The organism is Siccirubricoccus phaeus (assembly GCF_008360935.1).
Lineage (GTDB): Bacteria > Pseudomonadota > Alphaproteobacteria > Acetobacterales > Acetobacteraceae > Siccirubricoccus > Siccirubricoccus phaeus.
The window spans coordinates 1-15,391 of record NZ_SRXO01000034.1; the positions used below are offsets into that span (position 1 = coordinate 1).

General features: G+C 71.8%; 14 protein-coding genes. 6 read left to right on the forward strand and 8 right to left on the reverse strand.

Features of this window, described 5'->3' with window-relative positions:
* Nucleotides 1–180: 180 nt before the first annotated feature.
* A complete protein-coding gene (gene panC, locus E5N76_RS27835; protein ID WP_149541241.1) occupies nucleotides 181–999 on the reverse strand; it encodes a pantoate--beta-alanine ligase in 819 nt (272 codons plus the stop codon).
* A gap of 134 nt (nucleotides 1,000–1,133) precedes the next feature.
* Here panC and E5N76_RS27840 point away from each other — a divergent pair, with 134 nt between their 5' ends.
* Nucleotides 1,134–2,324: a class I SAM-dependent rRNA methyltransferase gene (locus E5N76_RS27840; RefSeq protein WP_149541242.1), complete on the forward strand. Its 1,191-nt coding sequence runs from the start codon at nucleotides 1,134–1,136 to the stop codon at nucleotides 2,322–2,324.
* The gene (locus E5N76_RS27845) at nucleotides 2,321–2,707 is read left to right on the forward strand and encodes a DUF3293 domain-containing protein (protein WP_149541243.1); all 387 of its coding nucleotides are present in this window, start codon (nucleotides 2,321–2,323) and stop codon (nucleotides 2,705–2,707) included. Before E5N76_RS27840 ends, E5N76_RS27845 begins: the two co-directional genes overlap by 4 nt.
* Before the next feature lie 200 nt (nucleotides 2,708–2,907).
* Here E5N76_RS27845 and E5N76_RS27850 read toward each other — a convergent pair whose 3' ends face one another.
* Entirely contained in the window at nucleotides 2,908–3,276 is a 369-nt protein-coding gene (locus tag E5N76_RS27850) for a hypothetical protein (RefSeq protein ID WP_149541244.1), read from the reverse strand.
* 266 nt (nucleotides 3,277–3,542) lie between these two features.
* Here E5N76_RS27850 and E5N76_RS27855 point away from each other — a divergent pair, with 266 nt between their 5' ends.
* The gene (locus tag E5N76_RS27855) at nucleotides 3,543–4,217 is read left to right on the forward strand and encodes a CBS domain-containing protein (protein WP_187830453.1); all 675 of its coding nucleotides are present in this window, start codon (nucleotides 3,543–3,545) and stop codon (nucleotides 4,215–4,217) included.
* 268 nt (nucleotides 4,218–4,485) lie between these two features.
* Here E5N76_RS27855 and E5N76_RS27860 read toward each other — a convergent pair whose 3' ends face one another.
* From E5N76_RS27860 to E5N76_RS27885, 6 genes are all read right to left on the reverse strand, one after another.
* A complete protein-coding gene (locus E5N76_RS27860; RefSeq protein WP_149541246.1) occupies nucleotides 4,486–5,457 on the reverse strand; it encodes a Bug family tripartite tricarboxylate transporter substrate binding protein in 972 nt (323 codons plus the stop codon).
* Between the two features lie 417 nt (nucleotides 5,458–5,874).
* Nucleotides 5,875–6,915, reverse strand: a complete 1,041-nt coding sequence (locus E5N76_RS27865) for an amino acid ABC transporter substrate-binding protein (protein ID WP_149541247.1) — start codon at nucleotides 6,913–6,915, stop codon at nucleotides 5,875–5,877.
* Nucleotides 6,912–8,822, reverse strand: coding sequence for a TRAP transporter permease (locus E5N76_RS27870; protein ID WP_149541248.1), 1,911 nt, complete (start codon nucleotides 8,820–8,822; stop codon nucleotides 6,912–6,914). Before E5N76_RS27870 ends, E5N76_RS27865 begins: the two co-directional genes overlap by 4 nt.
* Nucleotides 8,823–9,069: 247 nt before the next feature.
* Complete coding sequence (locus tag E5N76_RS27875; RefSeq protein WP_187830454.1) at nucleotides 9,070–10,059, reverse strand: TAXI family TRAP transporter solute-binding subunit; 990 nt, start codon at nucleotides 10,057–10,059, stop codon at nucleotides 9,070–9,072.
* A 59-nt stretch (nucleotides 10,060–10,118) separates the two neighbouring features.
* A complete protein-coding gene (locus E5N76_RS27880; protein WP_149541250.1) occupies nucleotides 10,119–11,045 on the reverse strand; it encodes an alpha/beta hydrolase in 927 nt (308 codons plus the stop codon).
* Nucleotides 11,045–12,112, reverse strand: a complete 1,068-nt coding sequence (locus tag E5N76_RS27885) for an LLM class flavin-dependent oxidoreductase (protein ID WP_149541251.1) — start codon at nucleotides 12,110–12,112, stop codon at nucleotides 11,045–11,047. The genes E5N76_RS27880 and E5N76_RS27885 overlap by 1 nt, the downstream gene beginning before the upstream one ends.
* A gap of 336 nt (nucleotides 12,113–12,448) precedes the next feature.
* On the opposite strand from E5N76_RS27885, the gene E5N76_RS27890 reads away from it, so the two are divergent.
* From E5N76_RS27890 to E5N76_RS27900, 3 genes are all read left to right on the forward strand, one after another.
* The gene (locus tag E5N76_RS27890) at nucleotides 12,449–13,390 is read left to right on the forward strand and encodes an AEC family transporter (protein ID WP_149541252.1); all 942 of its coding nucleotides are present in this window, start codon (nucleotides 12,449–12,451) and stop codon (nucleotides 13,388–13,390) included.
* 173 nt (nucleotides 13,391–13,563) lie between these two features.
* Complete coding sequence (locus E5N76_RS27895) at nucleotides 13,564–14,409, forward strand: NAD-dependent epimerase/dehydratase family protein (protein WP_149541253.1); 846 nt, start codon at nucleotides 13,564–13,566, stop codon at nucleotides 14,407–14,409.
* Nucleotides 14,410–14,422: 13 nt separating this feature from the next.
* The gene (locus E5N76_RS27900; RefSeq protein WP_149541254.1) at nucleotides 14,423–15,301 is read left to right on the forward strand and encodes an aldose epimerase family protein; all 879 of its coding nucleotides are present in this window, start codon (nucleotides 14,423–14,425) and stop codon (nucleotides 15,299–15,301) included.
* The last annotated feature ends 90 nt before the right edge of the window (nucleotides 15,302–15,391 follow it).

Sequence of the window (15,391 nt, forward strand, 5' to 3'; positions counted from 1 at the left end):
ACCCAGCTTGCCCAGGCAGTGCGGTTCCATCTTCGCCCATTGCGCGTCAGTCAGAACGAATCGCTCCATCCAGAGCTTGAATCACATCTCGCACAGGTCGCAAATCCCAAATCTCAACAGACCCTAGGATGGTAGAGCAGATTCACGCCTCCGGGCGATGCCGCCCTCCGGCGATCCGCTCTAGCCCGCGGCGATGTTGTCCAGCAGCCGCACGCTGCCGAGCCGGGCGGCGGCGATCAGCCGCGCCGGCCGGGTCGTGGTCTCGCGCAGCGTCTCCGGCTCCACCAGCGCCAAGTAATCCACGCCGAAGCCGCGGGAAGCGAGGCCGGCCCGCGCCGCCCCGAGCGCCGCCGCCGGCGGGGTGCCGGAAGCGATCGCTGCGGCGGCCTCCTGCATCGCCTGGTGCAGGCGCGGCGCCAGCGCGCGCTCCGCCGGCGCCAGGAAGCGGTTGCGGGAGGACATGGCGAGCCCATCCGCCTCCCGCACCGTCGCGCCGCCGATGATGCGCAAGGGAAGGTCGAGATCGGCGACCATGCGGCGGATCACCTGGTATTGCTGCCAGTCCTTCTCGCCGAACACCGCGACGGCGGCGCCGGTCTGCAGGAAGAGCTTGGCGCAGACCGTGGCGACGCCGCGGAAATGCCCGGGGCGCGCGGCGCCCTCCCAGCCCTCGGACGGGCCGCCCACCTCGATCGTCGTGGCCCGGCCTTCCGGGTACATCGCCGCGACGCTCGGCAGCCAGGCCAGGTCGCAGCCGGCGGCCTCCAGCTTGGCGAGGTCCCCCGCCTCGTCCCGCGGATAGCGGGAGAGATCCTCATTGGGCCCGAATTGCAGCGGGTTGACGAAGATGGAGGCGGCGACCTTCAGCCCCGTCGCCCGGGCCGCGGCGACCAGGGAGAGATGCCCGGCATGCAGCGCCCCCATGGTCGGCACCAGGGCCAGCGGGCCGAGGGCGGCGCGGGCGGCGCGCAGGGCTTCGAGGTCTCGGACGATCTGCATGGTGTCTGGCGCTCTCCCCTGCCGGGCGGCGTTGCGCCGTCCCGCTTCCTGCCGTCCCGGACGCGGCCGGGCCGCCCCCCTGTGCCCCGGCGCGCGTTGCGCCGCAAGCCGGGCGGCGCCATGGTCCGCCCCCCATGCCCGAGACGCATCCCCTGCTCCGCCTGCTGCCCCGCCATGACCGGCGGGTGAAGGAAGGCCATCCCTGGGCCTTCTCCAACGAGATCGCCATGACCCCGGCCGCCCGCGCCCTGCCCCCCGGCGCCCCGGTGCGGCTGGAAGGGGATGATGGCGTCCGCCATGGCACCTGGCTGTTCAATCCGCACAGCCTGATCGCGGCGCGAAGGGTGGATGCGGATCCGGCGGCGGCGCTGGATGCGGCCTGGTGTCGCGCCCGGCTGGGGGCGGCCCTGGCGCTGCGGGAAAGACTCTATCCCGGGCATCCCTATTACCGCCTGGTGCATGCGGAGGCGGATGGGCTGCCGGGCCTCGTCATCGACCGCTATGGCGATGCCCTGGCGCTGCAGGCCAATACCGCCGGCATGGAATGGCTGACGCCCGCGCTGGTGGCGGCGCTGGAGGGGCTGCTCTCGCCGCGGCTGATCATCGCCCGCAACGACGCCGCGGTGCGCACCCTGGAGGGGCTGGCGGAGGAGGTGAAGCCGCTCGCCGGCACGCCGGGCCCGGTCACGGTGGAGGAGGCCGGGCTGCGCTTCGCGGTGGACCTGCTGTCCGGCCAGAAGACCGGCTGGTTCTTCGACCAGCGGGAGAACCGGGCGCGGGTGGCGGCGCTGGCGCCGGGGGCGACGGTGCTGGACGCCTTCTGCCACACCGGCGGCTTCGGCCTGGCGGCGGCGAAGGCCGGGGCGGAACAGGTGACGCTGCTGGACCGCAGCGCCCCGGCGCTGGAGATCGCCCTGGCCGCCGCCGGGGAGAACGGGCTGACGGAACGGGTGACGGCGGAGCGCGGCGAGGCGCTGGAGGTGCTGGAGCGCTGGGGCCGGGAAGGCCGGCGCTTCGACATCGTGGTGGCGGATCCGCCGGCCTTCGCCAAATCCCGCCGCGACCAGCCGGCGGCGCTGCGCGGCTACCAGAAGCTGGCGCGGCTGGCGGCGTCGCTGGTGGCGCCGGACGGGTTCCTGTTCATCGCCTCCTGCTCCCACCACGTGGCGCCGGGGGAATTCGCGGATGCGGTGATCGCCGGGCTGCTGCGGCCGCGCCGGGCAATGAAGCTGCTGGTGCAGAGCGGCGCCGGACCGGACCACCCGGTGCATCCGCTGCTGCCGGAAAGCGCCTATCTGAAGGCGCTGCTCTTCCAGCTCGGATGAGCGCGCGGCTGCGGCGCGCCTATGCCCGGACGACCTATGAGGCGGCAGGGGCCAGGGCCTGGGTCGGCCGGCGTAGCCCGGAGGTGGACGCGCTGCTGGGGCGGCTCGGCGGGCGGCAGGGCGGGTTCATCACCGCCTGGAACCCGTACAGCCGCAAGATGCCGAGGGGCTGGAATGACAAGGCGCTGGCGCGGCTGCGCCAGGCGGCGCGGCGGCTGCCCATGGCGGCAGGCGAAGGCGGGCTGGGGCGCTGGAAGGAACGGCACCTGTTCCTGGCGGCGGATCCGCGTCGTCTGGCGGTGCTGGCGCGGCGCTTCCGGCAGGCGGCGATCGTCACGCTGCGCCGCGGCGGGCCGGCGCGGCTGGTGGTGCTGCGCAGATAAGATCCGAACCCTGCCCCGGAGGAGGAGTCGGCCGGTCCGACCCACGGCTCTGAAACTCACACCGGGGTCCGGGGAGGGATGTCCTCCCCCGGCGGGCATGCGAGGGCAGAGCCCTCCGCCGGGGGCCGGGGGCGGAGCCCCCCCTGTCCTACCGCAGCGTCCTACCGCAGCGTCCTACCGCAGCGTCCTACCGCAGCGTCCTACCGCAGCGCCCTGGCCACCCGCCTTCGGCACTGCGCCCGCAGCCGCGCCAGGTCGGAGGCCGGCAGGTCGAAGGCCTCCAGCGCCGCGTAGCAGCGATGGGTCTCCGTCATGTGCTGGAAGAAGCCGCGCAGGTCGCCGCTGACCCGGGCCCGCGCCGCGGCCGCCTCGGCCGCCTCATATTCCGCCAGCGCCTGGCGGAAGGCCGCCTGCAGCCCGGCATCGCCGGAGAGGCGCGGGCCCGGCCCGCGGCGCGGCCATTCCAGCCGCAAGGGGGCCGGCGCCGCCGGCGGGGCGAAGAAATCGGCAGGCAGACCCAGCAACGCCAGGGGACGCACCCCGGCGAGCGGCATCGTTCGGCGTTCCATCCCAGTTCACTCGCTTCTGGCAGTCTGTTGGGGACCGCGGGGGGACCCAGGCCGCCAATCTAGCCCAAGGCGCAGCGGCTGGCGAGCAGGCGAATCGGCCACAGCCGGGCGCGGCATGCCGGCCACAGCGGAACGGGAACGGAATTTCTGCCGCGGCTTGACCTGCGTCATGACGGATGGCGGGGTGGAGAGGCAGAATGGAATGACAGGACGGCAACCGTCCGGTTGGCACAAGGACATTCCGCGTCATGCTCGCCCGTGAATTGATGACCCCCAACCCTGTGGTGGTCCCGCCCGAGCTGCCGGTGACGGCGGTGACGGAGCTGCTCGCCCGGCGCGGGATTTCCGCCGTGCCCGTGGTGGATGCCGCCGGCCAGCTCCTCGGCATCGTCACGGAGGGCGACCTGATCCGCCGCCTGGCCGATGCGCCGCCCGGGCCGCTGAGCTGGTTCCTGAACCTGTTCCGCGACCCGCAGCCCCTGGTGGCACGCTACCTGAAGGCGCATGGCGCGGTGGCGCGGGAGGTGATGACGACCCCCGCCATCTCGGTGGCGGAGGATGCCCCGGCCGAGGACATCTCCCGGCTGATGGAGAAGCACCATATCCGCCGGGTGCTGGTGCAGCGCGACGGGGTGCTGCTCGGCGTGGTGAGCCGGGCGGACCTGCTGCGGGCGGTGCTGCGGGAGGCACAGCCGGACAGCGCGCGGCTGGAGGACCGGGAAGTGCTGCGCGGCGTCGTCGCCGCCTTCCGCGAGCAGCCCTGGACCGACACTTTCTGGGTCTTCCCGGATGTCGCCGGCGGCAAGGTGACGCTCTATGGCTTCGCCCGGTCCGAGGTGATGCGGGAGGGGCTGAAGCGCCTGGCCGCCAGGGTGCCCGGCGTGCGCGGCGTGGAGGACAAGCTGGCCCCGATGCCCCTCCTGCTCCGCGCCATGCTCTAGCTCCCCATGAAGCCGCTGGCGCGGCTTCATGGGGGCCCTGGGAGGCTGGGCGACAGCTGCCTCGCACAGCCTGCCGCGGCGAAGCCGCGGCAGGGCAACGGGCGACAGGTCCTCCGTGTTGCCCCCATGGCGCCTGGGGCGGGAGCGCTGCCTTGCTGATCGCCGCGGGACGGGGGCGGGGGCGCACTGACCGGGCTCGGTCGGCGCGAAGGCCCTGCTGCTGCGGCGTGTTGGCGGGCCGGAACGGGGCCGTCCCGCCCAGGCCGCGCTACCCTGGCGTGATCCCGCCCTGCCGGATCACCTCCGGCCAGATGCGCATCTCCTCCGCCAGGCGCCGCCGCAGCGCGGCGGCGTCGCCATCCATCAGCACCACGCCGCGGCTTGCCACATTCTGCCGCAGCTCGGGCGCCTCAATGACCTTGCGCAGCACCGTGAACAGCCGCTCGCGGATCGGCGCCGGCGTGCCGGGCGGCGAGAACAGCCCCTGCCAGAGCACGCCGGTGCAGCCCTCGAAGCTCTCCGCCACGGACGGCACGTCCGGCATCATCGGAATGCGCTGCGGCGAGGACATCAGGATCGGGTGCGCGACGCCGTCGCGCAGCAGCGGCTGGGAGTCGAGCGGCGTGGCGTAGAACAGGTCGATGCGGCCGGAGCGCAGCTCCACCAGCGCCGGTGCGCCGCCGCGATAGGGAATGTGCACGATCTCCATGCCGGAGCGCTGCAGCAGCAGCTCCGTCAGCAGATGGTTCACCGAGCCGGAGCCGGAGCTGCCGTAATTCAGCTCGCCCGGCTTCTGCCTGGCGAGGGCGATCAGCTCCGCGAGATTGTTGGCCGGCAGGCCCCGCCGCGCCAGCAGGGCGAAGGGGCTGTAATAGACCTCGCCGATCGGCTCCAGCTCGGTGAGCGGGTCCTTGGGCGTCGCGCCCGGCAGCAGGGCCGGGTTGATCGCCAGGCTGTTGGTGCCGATCAGCAGCGTATAGCCATCCGGCCGGGCATTGGCGACGGCGGTGGAGGCGATGGCGGTGGCGGCGCCGGTGCGGTTCTCCACCACCACGGGCTGGCCCAGCTCCTGCGCCATCTTCTCGGCGACGAGGCGCACCATGACGTCGGTCAGGGCGCCGGGCGCGTAGCCGATGACGAGGGTGATGGGTCTGTCGGGATACTCCGCGGCGCGGAGGATGGCGGGACGGGTGAGAAGCGAGGCGGTGCTGGCGGCAAGAAGAAGGCGGCGAGTGAACAAGGCAAGGCTCCGGCGTTTCCGCCGCCGAAGATAGCTTCGCCTCCGGCACCGGCCAAGCCGAGGTCCTGTCCTTGCTCATCCGGTGCCGGCGCCGGGTTCGTACGCGCCGGGTGACTCGCTCCCCGCTGCCAGGGCCGGTGATGCGCGCCTTTCGCCTGCATCAGCGGCGCGCCATCATTGCTTTCAGCGCCTGCTTGTCCGCTCTTCGCCGGGCCTCCAGCGGAGCGGGCCTGGAGCATGATCCGTCCACTTGCGCTCACGGCCCATGCTCCAGCACGGCCCATGCTCCAGGTCCCTGGTTGATCGCGCGACTCACGCTTGCGGCAATTCCGCCGAAGGCGGTCGGGTGCCGCTCCAGCCATTTGTCTGCTCGCGTGATTCACGCCTTTCGGTGCTTCCACCGCAAGCGATCACGCTCTACCGCATCGGCGGCGATACCATCAGCCCGCCCTGGCTCCACAGGGAGTTGAGGCCGCGGGCCAGCTTCACCGGGCTGTTGGCGCCGAGATGCCGGTCATAGATCTCGCCGTAATTCCCCACCGCCTTGATGGCGTTCAGGATCCAGGCGCGCTCGAGGCCGAGCGTCGGGCCGAGGCCGCCGGTCTTGCCCAGCAGGCGCTGCACCGCCGGGCTCGGGCTTTCCGCCAGCATCTGCTCCGCATTGGCCTGGGTGATGCCGAGTTCCTCCGCCTCCACCAGCCCATAGACCAGATAGCGGACGATATCGAACCACTGGTCGTCGCCCTGGCGCACGCTCGGCGCATAGGGCTCCTTGCTGATGCGGTCCGGCAGCAGGATATGCTCCGCCGGGTTGGGGAAGGCGGCGCGCACCGCGGCAAGCTGGCTGGCATCGCCGGTGTAGCTGTCGCAGCGATTGCTCTCATAGGCGCGGCGCGCCTCGTCCTTGTCGGCGAAGATCACCGGGGTGAAGCGGATGCGCTGGCTGCGGGACCAGTCCTGCAGGTTCAGCTCATGCGTGCTGGCGGAGGTGAAGCAGATGGTCGCGCCGTCGAGCTGCTTCGCGCTGCTGATGCCAGCGCTGCTCCGCACCAGGAAGCCCTGGCCATCGAAGAAATAGGGCGCGGTGAAATTGATGCCGAGGCTGGAATCCCGCATGAAGGTCCAGGTGGTGGTGCGGGTCAGCACCTCCACCTGGCCGGTGGCGAGCGCCGGGAAGCGGTTCTGCCCGGTGAGGTGCTGCCAGACCAGCTTCTTCGCATCGCCCAGCACGGCGGCGGCGACGGCGCGGCAGATATCGGCGTCCATGCCTTGCCACTCGCCGCGGCTGTCCGGCTGGCTCCAGGCCGGGTCCCCGGTGGAGATGCCGCAGGAGAGGGCGCCGCGGGCGCGGATGGCGGCGAGGGTGGGGCCGGCGGCGGCCGGACCCTGCTGCGCCGCGGCCGGGGGAGCAAGCAGGGGGGCGGCGAGCAGGAGGAGGAGGGCGGCGGGCAGTCTCATCGGGAATCCCTTCGGCGCGAGCGGAGCCATTGCGGCACGCCGACCAGCCCCAGCACGGCGACGACCAGGCCGAGGCGGAGCAGATCCGGCACGCCGTGATAGAAGGCGGCGAACAGCCCGGCGAGGCCGAGCAGGAGCCGCGCCGCCACGCCCATCGGCGCCAGCAGGTAGCCGGCATAGCCGGCGCAGATGGCCGTCAGCGCCGCCACCTGGATCAGCGTGGCGGTGACGATGCCGAGGAGGCCGCCGCGCAGCATGATGCCCGGGTCGAAGAGGAAGGCGAAGCCCACGGTGAAGCCGGCGATGCCGAAGCGCGTGGCGTGGTTGCTGGTGATCAGCGGGCTGGCCTTGGCGATGGCCGCCGCGGCGAAGGCGGCGGCGGCCACCGGGGGCGAGGCATCGGCCAGCACGGCGAAGTAGAAGATGAAGAGATGCGCCGGCAGCAGCAGCTCCGCCGGGCTGAGCCCGAGCGCCTTGCTGCCGAGGTCCAGGATCTGCGGCACGCCGATAGCGGCGGCGATGATGTAGCTGGGGGTGGTGGGCAGCCCCATGCCGAGCACCAGCACGGTCACCGCCAGCAGCACCAGCAGCAGCGGGAAGCTGCCCGCCGCCAGGTCCTTGATGATGCCGCCCAGCGCCACGACCATGCCGGTCGCGGTCAGCGCCGAGACGACGATGCCGGCGCCGGCGATGGAGACGGCGAGCGGCGCCATGGTGAGGCCGGCGGAGGCCAGGCTGTCCAGCACCTGGCGCCAGGACAAGCGGGTGCGGGCGCGGAGCGCCGCAACGGCGACCATGGCGATGGTGGCGCAGAAGGCGGCGAAATTGCCGCTCCAGCGCTCCATCATCAGCCAGACCAGGACGGCGATGGGGATGACCAGATGGGCATCCTGCAGCACCTCCCGCCAGGGCGGGATCTCGCTGTCCGGCATCGGGGCGATGCCGGCCTGCTTCGCCTCGAAATGCACCGCGGCGAGGATGGCGAAGTAGTAGAGGGCGGCGCCGATGGCGGCGGCGACCACGATCTCGCCATAGGGGATGCCGGTGATCTCCGCCATGACGAAGGCGGCGGCGCCCATCACCGGCGGCATCAGCGCCCCGCCCACGGACGCGGCGCTCTCGATCCCGCCGGCAACGGTCGGGCGGTAGCCGATGCGGATCATCAGCGGGATGGTCATGGCGCCGGTGGTGATGACGTTGGAGACGGAGGAGCCGCTCATCGTCCCGAACAGGCCGGAGGTGACGACGGCGACCTTGGCCGGGCCGCCGGTGTAGCGCCCGGCCGCGGCGGCGCCGAGATTGCTGAACAGCCGCCCGGTGCCGCTGCCCTGCATGAAGCCGCCGAAGACGATGAAGACGGCGATGGTGGTGGCGACGATGCCGGTGAGCGGGCCATAGACGCCGCCCGCCGTCGGCACCAGCCAGGAGGCCTCGAGGATTTCCGCAAGCGTGAAGGGGCGGCTGTTCAGCACGCCGGGCAGGTAATGGCCCCACTGCATGTAGGCCAGGCTGATGAGGATCATCCAGGCGAGGCCGACCTCGACGGCGCGGCGCGTCGCCTCCAGCAGGGTGACGATGGCCAGCACCGCCAGCACCGCCATGGTGGGGGTGAAGGGGTCCACATATTCCATGCGGTCGGAGACCACGTCCCAATTCCACATCACCCAGGCATGCGGCGCGGCGGCGGCCGCGGCCCAGAGCCAGTCGCAGAGGCTGGGGCGGCGCTTTGGGGAGCGGTCGAAGGCCGGGTAGAGCAGGAAGAGCGGCGGGACGAAGACCAGCAGGTGGAAGCCCCGCATGGTGATGGGCTCGGGGAAGCCGAAGCCGCCGAAATAGAGGTGGATCGCCGCGGCGGCCGCCATCCAGAGGATGAGCAGCCCCTTCAACGGGCCGGCCAGGTCACGCATGCAGGATTCCGTTCCAGATCGGCCCGGGGCTAGCACCCCCCGTGCCAGCCGGGCCGGTGCCGGCTCGGGCGCCGGAGGTTCGGCGCCCCGCCGGAACCGGACCGCCCGTTGCGCTGAAGCGGCTTTGCCGCTTCAGCCTGTGCGAGATGCCGGCCGCCGAGGGACTCCGGGGCCCCCATGAAGCTGCGCCAGCAGCTTCATGGGGAACAGGGGGCCCCCACGACGGCGCGCAGCGACGTCGTGGGGATTACCCCATCGCCCCCGCTTCCTTGAAGGCCTTCTCGGCGCCCGGATGCAGCGGCAGGCCCTGGTATTTCCAGGAGATGGCCGGGTCCCAGGCGCCCATGCTGGCATGGATGGTGACCAGCCGCTGGCCCTTGTTGCGGATCAGGGTGCGGGTGATCTTGTAGGCGACCTCCTCCGGCATCGACTCATGCACCATGATGACGCTGTCCATCAGCGTCACCTTCACGTCGCCGGCCGTCAGGCTGGGATAGGTGCTGGCGGGCAGGATGCCTTCGGCATAGGCGTAGCGGTCGATCAGGTGCTTCCGGATGTCGTCCGGGAATTCCACCATGCGCCCGCCGCGCCGCCCCTGCGCGATCTCGGTGAAGATCGCCGCCGGCCGGGCCAGGCAGGCATAGAGGTAGTCCACCTGGCCGTCGGTGAAGGCGGAGCCGATATCGGCATAGCTGCCGTTCAGGTAGCGGCCGCCCTCGGCGCGGATCTTCTCCGGGCTGGTGCCGAGGAATTTCAGGATGCGCTGCACCGACATCTCATCGGTGGAGGAGCGCTGCGGGGTGCCGAGCTTCAGCCCCTTCTGGGTCAGGATGCCGCGCATATCCTCCGGCCCCTGCACATTGGTGGCGCGGAGGAAATGGTGCTCGGTCGGCGAATAGCCGGTGCCGAGGGAGCGCAGCGCGGTGTGCTTCTCCGAATAAGGCTCCTCGCCCTGGCGGGCGGAGGCGGCGAAGGCGTCGATGCCCCAGCCCATGGGCGACTGGTTGCGGTTGACGCGGGTGGAATTGGCCAGGCCGCCGCCGGGAACGACCCGGATCTGGATGTCCGGGTTCTCGTCCTTCACCAGGGCGGCGACGCCGGCCGCCATGGTGTACCACCCGCCGCCGAGCGAGCCGGCGACCCATTCGATGCTCTGCTGCGCGGCGGCGGTGCGGAGGAAGGGCAGGGCCAGGGGGATGGCAAGCGCGGAGCCTGCCAGCAGGCGACGGGTCGGCATGGTCGAGGGTCTCCCGGATCGGTCGCCGGATGATGGCCCGGGGCGCGGCGGCGCCGCAACTATCCGCCGGTTGTCCGCCGCAGCCATTCGCAGGCCTCGTCCATTGCCGGGCGGGCGGCGTCCACCCGGCCGACCCAGAACAGGAAGCCGTGGTTCATCCCGGCCCAGCGGGTGACCTGCACGGGCACGCCGGCCTCCCGCAGCCGCGCGGCATACAGCTCCGCCTCGTCGCGCAGCGGGTCATATTCCGCGGTCTGGATCAGGGCCGGCGGCAGACCGGCGAGGTCCGGGGCGCGCAGCGGCGCGGCGTGGGGGTGGGTGGCATCCTCCGGTCGGGCCAGGTAGTGGCCCCAGAACCACTCCATCGTCGCCCGGGTCAGGCCGTAGCCGGTGGCGTTCTCGACATAGCTCCGGGTGCCGGGGGTGTGGAAATCCGTCACCGGGTAGAGCAGCAATTGGCCGATCAGCTTCGGCCCGCCCTCGTCGCGGAGGCGCAGCGCGGTCACCGTCGCCAGATTGCCGCCGGCGCTGTCGCCGCCCACCACCACCCGCGCCGGATCGGCGCCCAGCTCCGCCGCGTGCTCGGCGCACCAGCTTGTGGCCACCAGGCAATCCTCGGTGGGCCCGGGGAATTGCGTCTCCGGCGCCAGCCGGTAATCCACCGAGGCGACGACGCAGCCGCCGCCGGCGCAGAGGTTGCGGCAGATGCCGTCATGGGTCTCCAGGCTGCAGAGCACGAAGCCGCTGCCGTGGAAGAATACCAGCAATGGGAATGGCCCCTGCCCGTCCGGCGTGTAGAGCCGGATGCGGAGCGGCCCGCCCGGCCCGGGGATGCTGAACTCCCGCGTCGCCACCTGCGGCGCCGGGGCCATCAGCGCCACGCGGGCGTCGTATTGCGCCCGGGCCTCGGGCACCGGCAGGGTCTCGGTCGCCGGGACGCCGGCGCCCTTCTCCAGGAGCGCCTGGATCTGCGGATCGAGCGGCATCAGCGGAAGGCCTTCATGATGCGGCCCCAATCCTCGATGGCCTGTTCCTGCCCGGGGACGAGCTGCACGGTGAACTCGGTGTAGCCGGCATCGCGCAGGTCGCCGATGCGGCGCTTCAGCTCCGCCTCGGTGGCGGTGAAGCTGGTGATGCGGATCATCTCGGCGGAGACGAAGGGCTTTTCGGCCTCCTTCAGGAACATCAGGTGGCCGCGGTGATTCTCCAGGTAAGGCGCGTCCTTCGGCTCGAAGGTCCGGGCCAGGGCGACGTACCCCTCCACCTCCCGCCGCACGCTCTCCGGCAGGGGCGAGATATTGGGCAGGCCGGACAGCGCCTCATCCGCCGCGCGGTGCAGCAGCACCGCGGCGCGCGGGCCGGCCTGGGCGATGGCGCGGGGGCTGTCATGGGGTTCGCCCTCCGCCAGCACGCAGCCGAGCACGAAGGCGGTCGCCTCCAGCGGGCTTGCCTGGCCGGCGGCCGCCCAGGCCTCCCGCATCTCGCCGATCATCGCGACGGCGGCGGGGACATCGGAGAAGAAGTTGATCCAGCCGGCGCCAAGCCGGGCGGTCAGCGCCCGTGCCCGCAGGCCGGCCGCGGCCAGGTGCAACCGCATCGGCGTGCGGATGTCGATCAGCCCGAGCTCCGGGTTCAGCAGCCGGATTTTTCTCCGAGCGCCCTCGATCTCGGTCTCGACCGTCTCTCCGGCCAGCAGGCCGAGCATCACCCGGGTGTATTCCTCAAACTCCTTCAGCTTCATCGCGCCGAGCCCCATCGCCCGCCGCCCGGTGAAGCCGGTGCCGATGCCGATATCGACCCGCCCCGGCGCCAGCTTGTTGAGCGTGGCGAAGGCGTTGGCGGTGACCGCGGCGATGCGGTTGGAGGGGATCAGCACCCCGGTGCCGAGCCGGATGCGGCTGGTCTTCACCGCCGCCGCCCCCATGGCGACGAAGCAATCCGCCGAGAGCATCTGGGTGTCGTAGAACCAGGCGGTGCGGAAGCCGAGCTCCTCGGCCCGGGCGGCGGTCTTCCAGCTTGCCGCATCGGTCGGCAGGGCGATTCCGAATTCCATGGCGTTTCCTCCGGTCTTCTGCCCCTGGAGCAATATCCGATCATGTGGAACCACCTGATCGGATTTCTCGCTCCAGAAAATATAAAGTCTGGAGCAGCTTATCTCCGGTCTGACGGATCACGGGTGATCCGTCAGACCGGAGATAAGCTGCTCTGGTGTCCCGCTTCCGAAGTCCTGCGGACTTCGTTCTCGGGCCACCGGCTTGGCTTTCAGCGGCCTGCTTGTCCGCGACGTTCGCTGGAAATCCGGCCAACTTCGCGGGCAGGACGCTAGCAGAACCCTTCTCCGCCCGCGCTGCAAGCTGGCGCGGCGGGCCGGAGCCGGTATGGTGCAGGGGTGCTTGCCTTTCTCTCGCTCTGCGCGCCGATCTTCGCGGTCATCCTCCTGGGCTGGGCTGCGGCGCGGTTCCGGCTGGTGGCGCCGCCGGTGGTGGATGCGGTGGGGCATTTCTCCTTCCATTTCGCCCTGCCGGCGCTGCTGCTGCGGCTGATGGGCTCCCAGCCCCTGGGGCAGAGCTTCGAGCCGGTCTTCTTCGCCGGCTACCTGGCGGTGTGCCTGGCGATCTTCTTCGGCGTGCTGGCCATCGCCCGGCCCTGGCACCGGCGGGGCGCGGCGGCGGCCATGGGGGCGGGGGCGGCGATGGGCAATGTCGGCTTCCTCGGCCCGCCCTTGCTGCTGCCGCTGCTGGGGGAGAGGGGGGCGGGGCCGGTCGCCATGGCCATCATGTCCGAGGTGGCAGTGGTGCTGGCGCTGGGTTCCCTGCTGATGGCGCCGGCCATGCCGGGGGCGGGGCTGCGCGCGATGGGGCGGGCGCTGCGGTCCCTGCTGGTGAACCCGGTGCTGCTCTCCATCGCCGGCGGGGCGCTGGTGGGGGCCGCGGCCATTCCCTTTCCCGGCCCGGTGGACCGGTTCCTCGCCTTCCTCGGCGGGGCGGCGGGGCCGACGGCGCTGTTCGCGCTGGGCGGGACGCTGGGGCGGCTGACGGTCGGGCGACGGCTGCTGCTGGTGGCCGGCGGGCTGACCGCCGGCAAGCTGCTGGCCTATCCGCTGCTGGTCTGGCTGGTGATCGGGCTGCTGCTGCAGCGGGACTGGTTCTGGGTGCAGGCGGGGGTGATGCTGGCGGCCATGCCGACGGCAACCAACGCCTTCGTGCTTGCCCAGCGCAACCATGCGGGGACGGAGGAGGTCTCGGCCACCGTATTGCTCTCCACCCTGCTGGCGGCGCTGCTCTTCCCGATCACCGCCTGGCTGGTGACGCCGGCGGTAGCGGTGCCGTGAGGCCGGCCGAGAACAAGGGACAAGAGTAAGTCGGGAGCGCTGCCGCCAACGGGCGAAGCCCCGCTCATGCAGGCAGGCGGCACTCTCCTCTCATTCGGCCTCTTTTTTGGCCTGCCAAACCCGCCATATCGCGCCCGGAGACGCCCAGAAGACCCGTCCGAAGGACCCAGCCCATGCCCGACGCTCCTGCGAAACCCGTGCTGCTGACCGGTGCCGCCGGCAATCTCGGCCGGGTGCTGGCCGCCGGCCTCGCCGCCCGGGGCTGGACCCTGCGGCTGACGGATATCGCCCCCTTCCCGGATCCCCTGCCGCCCCGCGCCAGCTTCCGCCGTGCCGACCTCAATGACGGCGTCGAGCTGCTGCGCCTGGCGGAGGGCTGCGGCGCCATCCTGCATTTCGGCGGCATCAGCGGGGAGCAGCCCTTCGAGACCGTCCTCGGCCCCAACCTCCGCGGCCTTTACCACGTCTATGAAGCCGCGCGCCGCGAAGGCGCCCGTGTGCTCTTCGCCTCCTCCAACCATGCCATCGGCTTCCACGAACGCCCGCACGGGAACGCGGCGAAGATCGACATGGACTGCGCCTTCCGCCCGGACGGCTATTACGGCCTCTCCAAGGCCTATGGGGAGCTGATGGGGCGCCTCTACTGGGACAAGCACGGCATCGAGAACGTCAATTGCCGCATCGGCTCCTGCTTCCCGAAGCCGGTGAATGCGCGGATGCTCTCCACCTGGCTCTCCTATGACGACCTGACGCGGCTGGTGACGGCCGCGGTGCTGGCGCCGCGCACCGGCCATTGCGTCATCTGGGCCTGCTCGGACAACCCGGCCAGCTTCTGGGGCCAGGACCATCGCGACCGGATCGGCTGGCAGCCGGAGGACAGCGCCGAGGCCTACCGCGCGGACGTCGGCCATATCCTCTCCGGCGATCCGGTGGAGGAGCGCTACCAGGGCGGCAGCTACGCCAGCATCGAGTATTCCCGGCAGGCGCCCTCGCCGCGCGACCCCTTCGCCCTCGACTGATGGCAGCCGGCTGATGGCGCGGACGGACCGGCTCCTGCTCGAATCCAGCACCTGGCAGGCGGAGCTGCTGCCGGGCCAGGGCGGCGCCTGCGCGGCGCTGCGCTGGCGCGGGCTGGATCTGCTGGTGCCGCTGCCGGAGGGCGCGGACCCGAATGCCAGCTTCGCCGGCGCCTTCCTGATGGCGCCCTGGGCCAACCGGCTGGATGGCGGGGCGCTGCCCGTGGCGGGCACCCTCTGGCACCTGCCGGTGAACCGGGTGGCGGACAATACCGCCATCCACGGCCTCTCCCGCGACGCGGCCTGGCAGGTGGTGTCCGCCGGCTCCGCCCATGCCGTGCTGGAACAGCTTGTCGATGCCACGCCGCTCGGCGTGCCCTGGCGCTACCGGGCGCGGCTGGGCTGGCGGTTGGGCGCCCGATCCCTCCGCCTCACCCTCGGCCTGACCAATGCGGGGGAGGCGGCCTTCCCCTTCGGCCTCGGCTGGCACCCCTGGTTCGCCCGGCCGCGCGGCACGCGGCTGCGCTTCGCCGCCACCACCCTGTTCGCCCGGGATGCCCGCACCCTGCCGGTGGCGGCCGAGCCCTGCCCTGGCCTGGACGGCGCCGAGCCGGCCTATGAGGGGCTGGACACCGCCTTCGCCGGCTGGGATGGGGTGGCCGAGTTGCATCGGCCGGAGGGCTGCCTGCACCTGGCCGCCAGCGGCGCCTGGGCCCGCCACCTGCAGGTCTTCGCCCCCCCCGGCGGGCATTTTCTCTGCCTGGAGCCGGTGAGCCATGTGCCGGATGCGCCGAACCGGCCCGCCCTGGCAGCGCATGGCCCGATGGCGCTGCTGGCCCCGGGCGAGAGCCTGGCGGGCGAGCTGCATCTCGAAATGCGGGCGGCCGTCGCTTAACCCCCTTTTCACCCCTCCCCGCTAGAGCGGTTTCACGCTGACTGTGCAGCGCGAAACCGCTCTAGCTTATGGATCGTAGAGCAGATTCAC

What these genes read in the sequence shown, in the direction of transcription:
- panC (WP_149541241.1), bottom strand. Translation starts at nt 999, where the DNA reads ATGCAGATCGTCCGAGACCTCGAAGCCCTGCGCGCCGCCCGCGCCGCC.
- E5N76_RS27840 (WP_149541242.1), top strand. Translation starts at nt 1,134, where the DNA reads ATGCCCGAGACGCATCCCCTGCTCCGCCTGCTGCCCCGCCATGACCGG.
- E5N76_RS27845 (WP_149541243.1), top strand. Translation starts at nt 2,321, where the DNA reads ATGAGCGCGCGGCTGCGGCGCGCCTATGCCCGGACGACCTATGAGGCG.
- E5N76_RS27850 (WP_149541244.1), bottom strand. Translation starts at nt 3,276, where the DNA reads ATGGAACGCCGAACGATGCCGCTCGCCGGGGTGCGTCCCCTGGCGTTG.
- E5N76_RS27855 (WP_187830453.1), top strand. Translation starts at nt 3,543, where the DNA reads ATGACCCCCAACCCTGTGGTGGTCCCGCCCGAGCTGCCGGTGACGGCG.
- E5N76_RS27865 (WP_149541247.1), bottom strand. Translation starts at nt 6,915, where the DNA reads ATGAGACTGCCCGCCGCCCTCCTCCTCCTGCTCGCCGCCCCCCTGCTT.
- E5N76_RS27870 (WP_149541248.1), bottom strand. Translation starts at nt 8,822, where the DNA reads ATGCGTGACCTGGCCGGCCCGTTGAAGGGGCTGCTCATCCTCTGGATG.
- E5N76_RS27875 (WP_187830454.1), bottom strand. Translation starts at nt 10,059, where the DNA reads ATGCCGACCCGTCGCCTGCTGGCAGGCTCCGCGCTTGCCATCCCCCTG.
- E5N76_RS27880 (WP_149541250.1), bottom strand. Translation starts at nt 11,045, where the DNA reads ATGCCGCTCGATCCGCAGATCCAGGCGCTCCTGGAGAAGGGCGCCGGC.
- E5N76_RS27885 (WP_149541251.1), bottom strand. Translation starts at nt 12,112, where the DNA reads ATGGAATTCGGAATCGCCCTGCCGACCGATGCGGCAAGCTGGAAGACC.
- E5N76_RS27895 (WP_149541253.1), top strand. Translation starts at nt 13,564, where the DNA reads ATGCCCGACGCTCCTGCGAAACCCGTGCTGCTGACCGGTGCCGCCGGC.
- E5N76_RS27900 (WP_149541254.1), top strand. Translation starts at nt 14,423, where the DNA reads ATGGCGCGGACGGACCGGCTCCTGCTCGAATCCAGCACCTGGCAGGCG.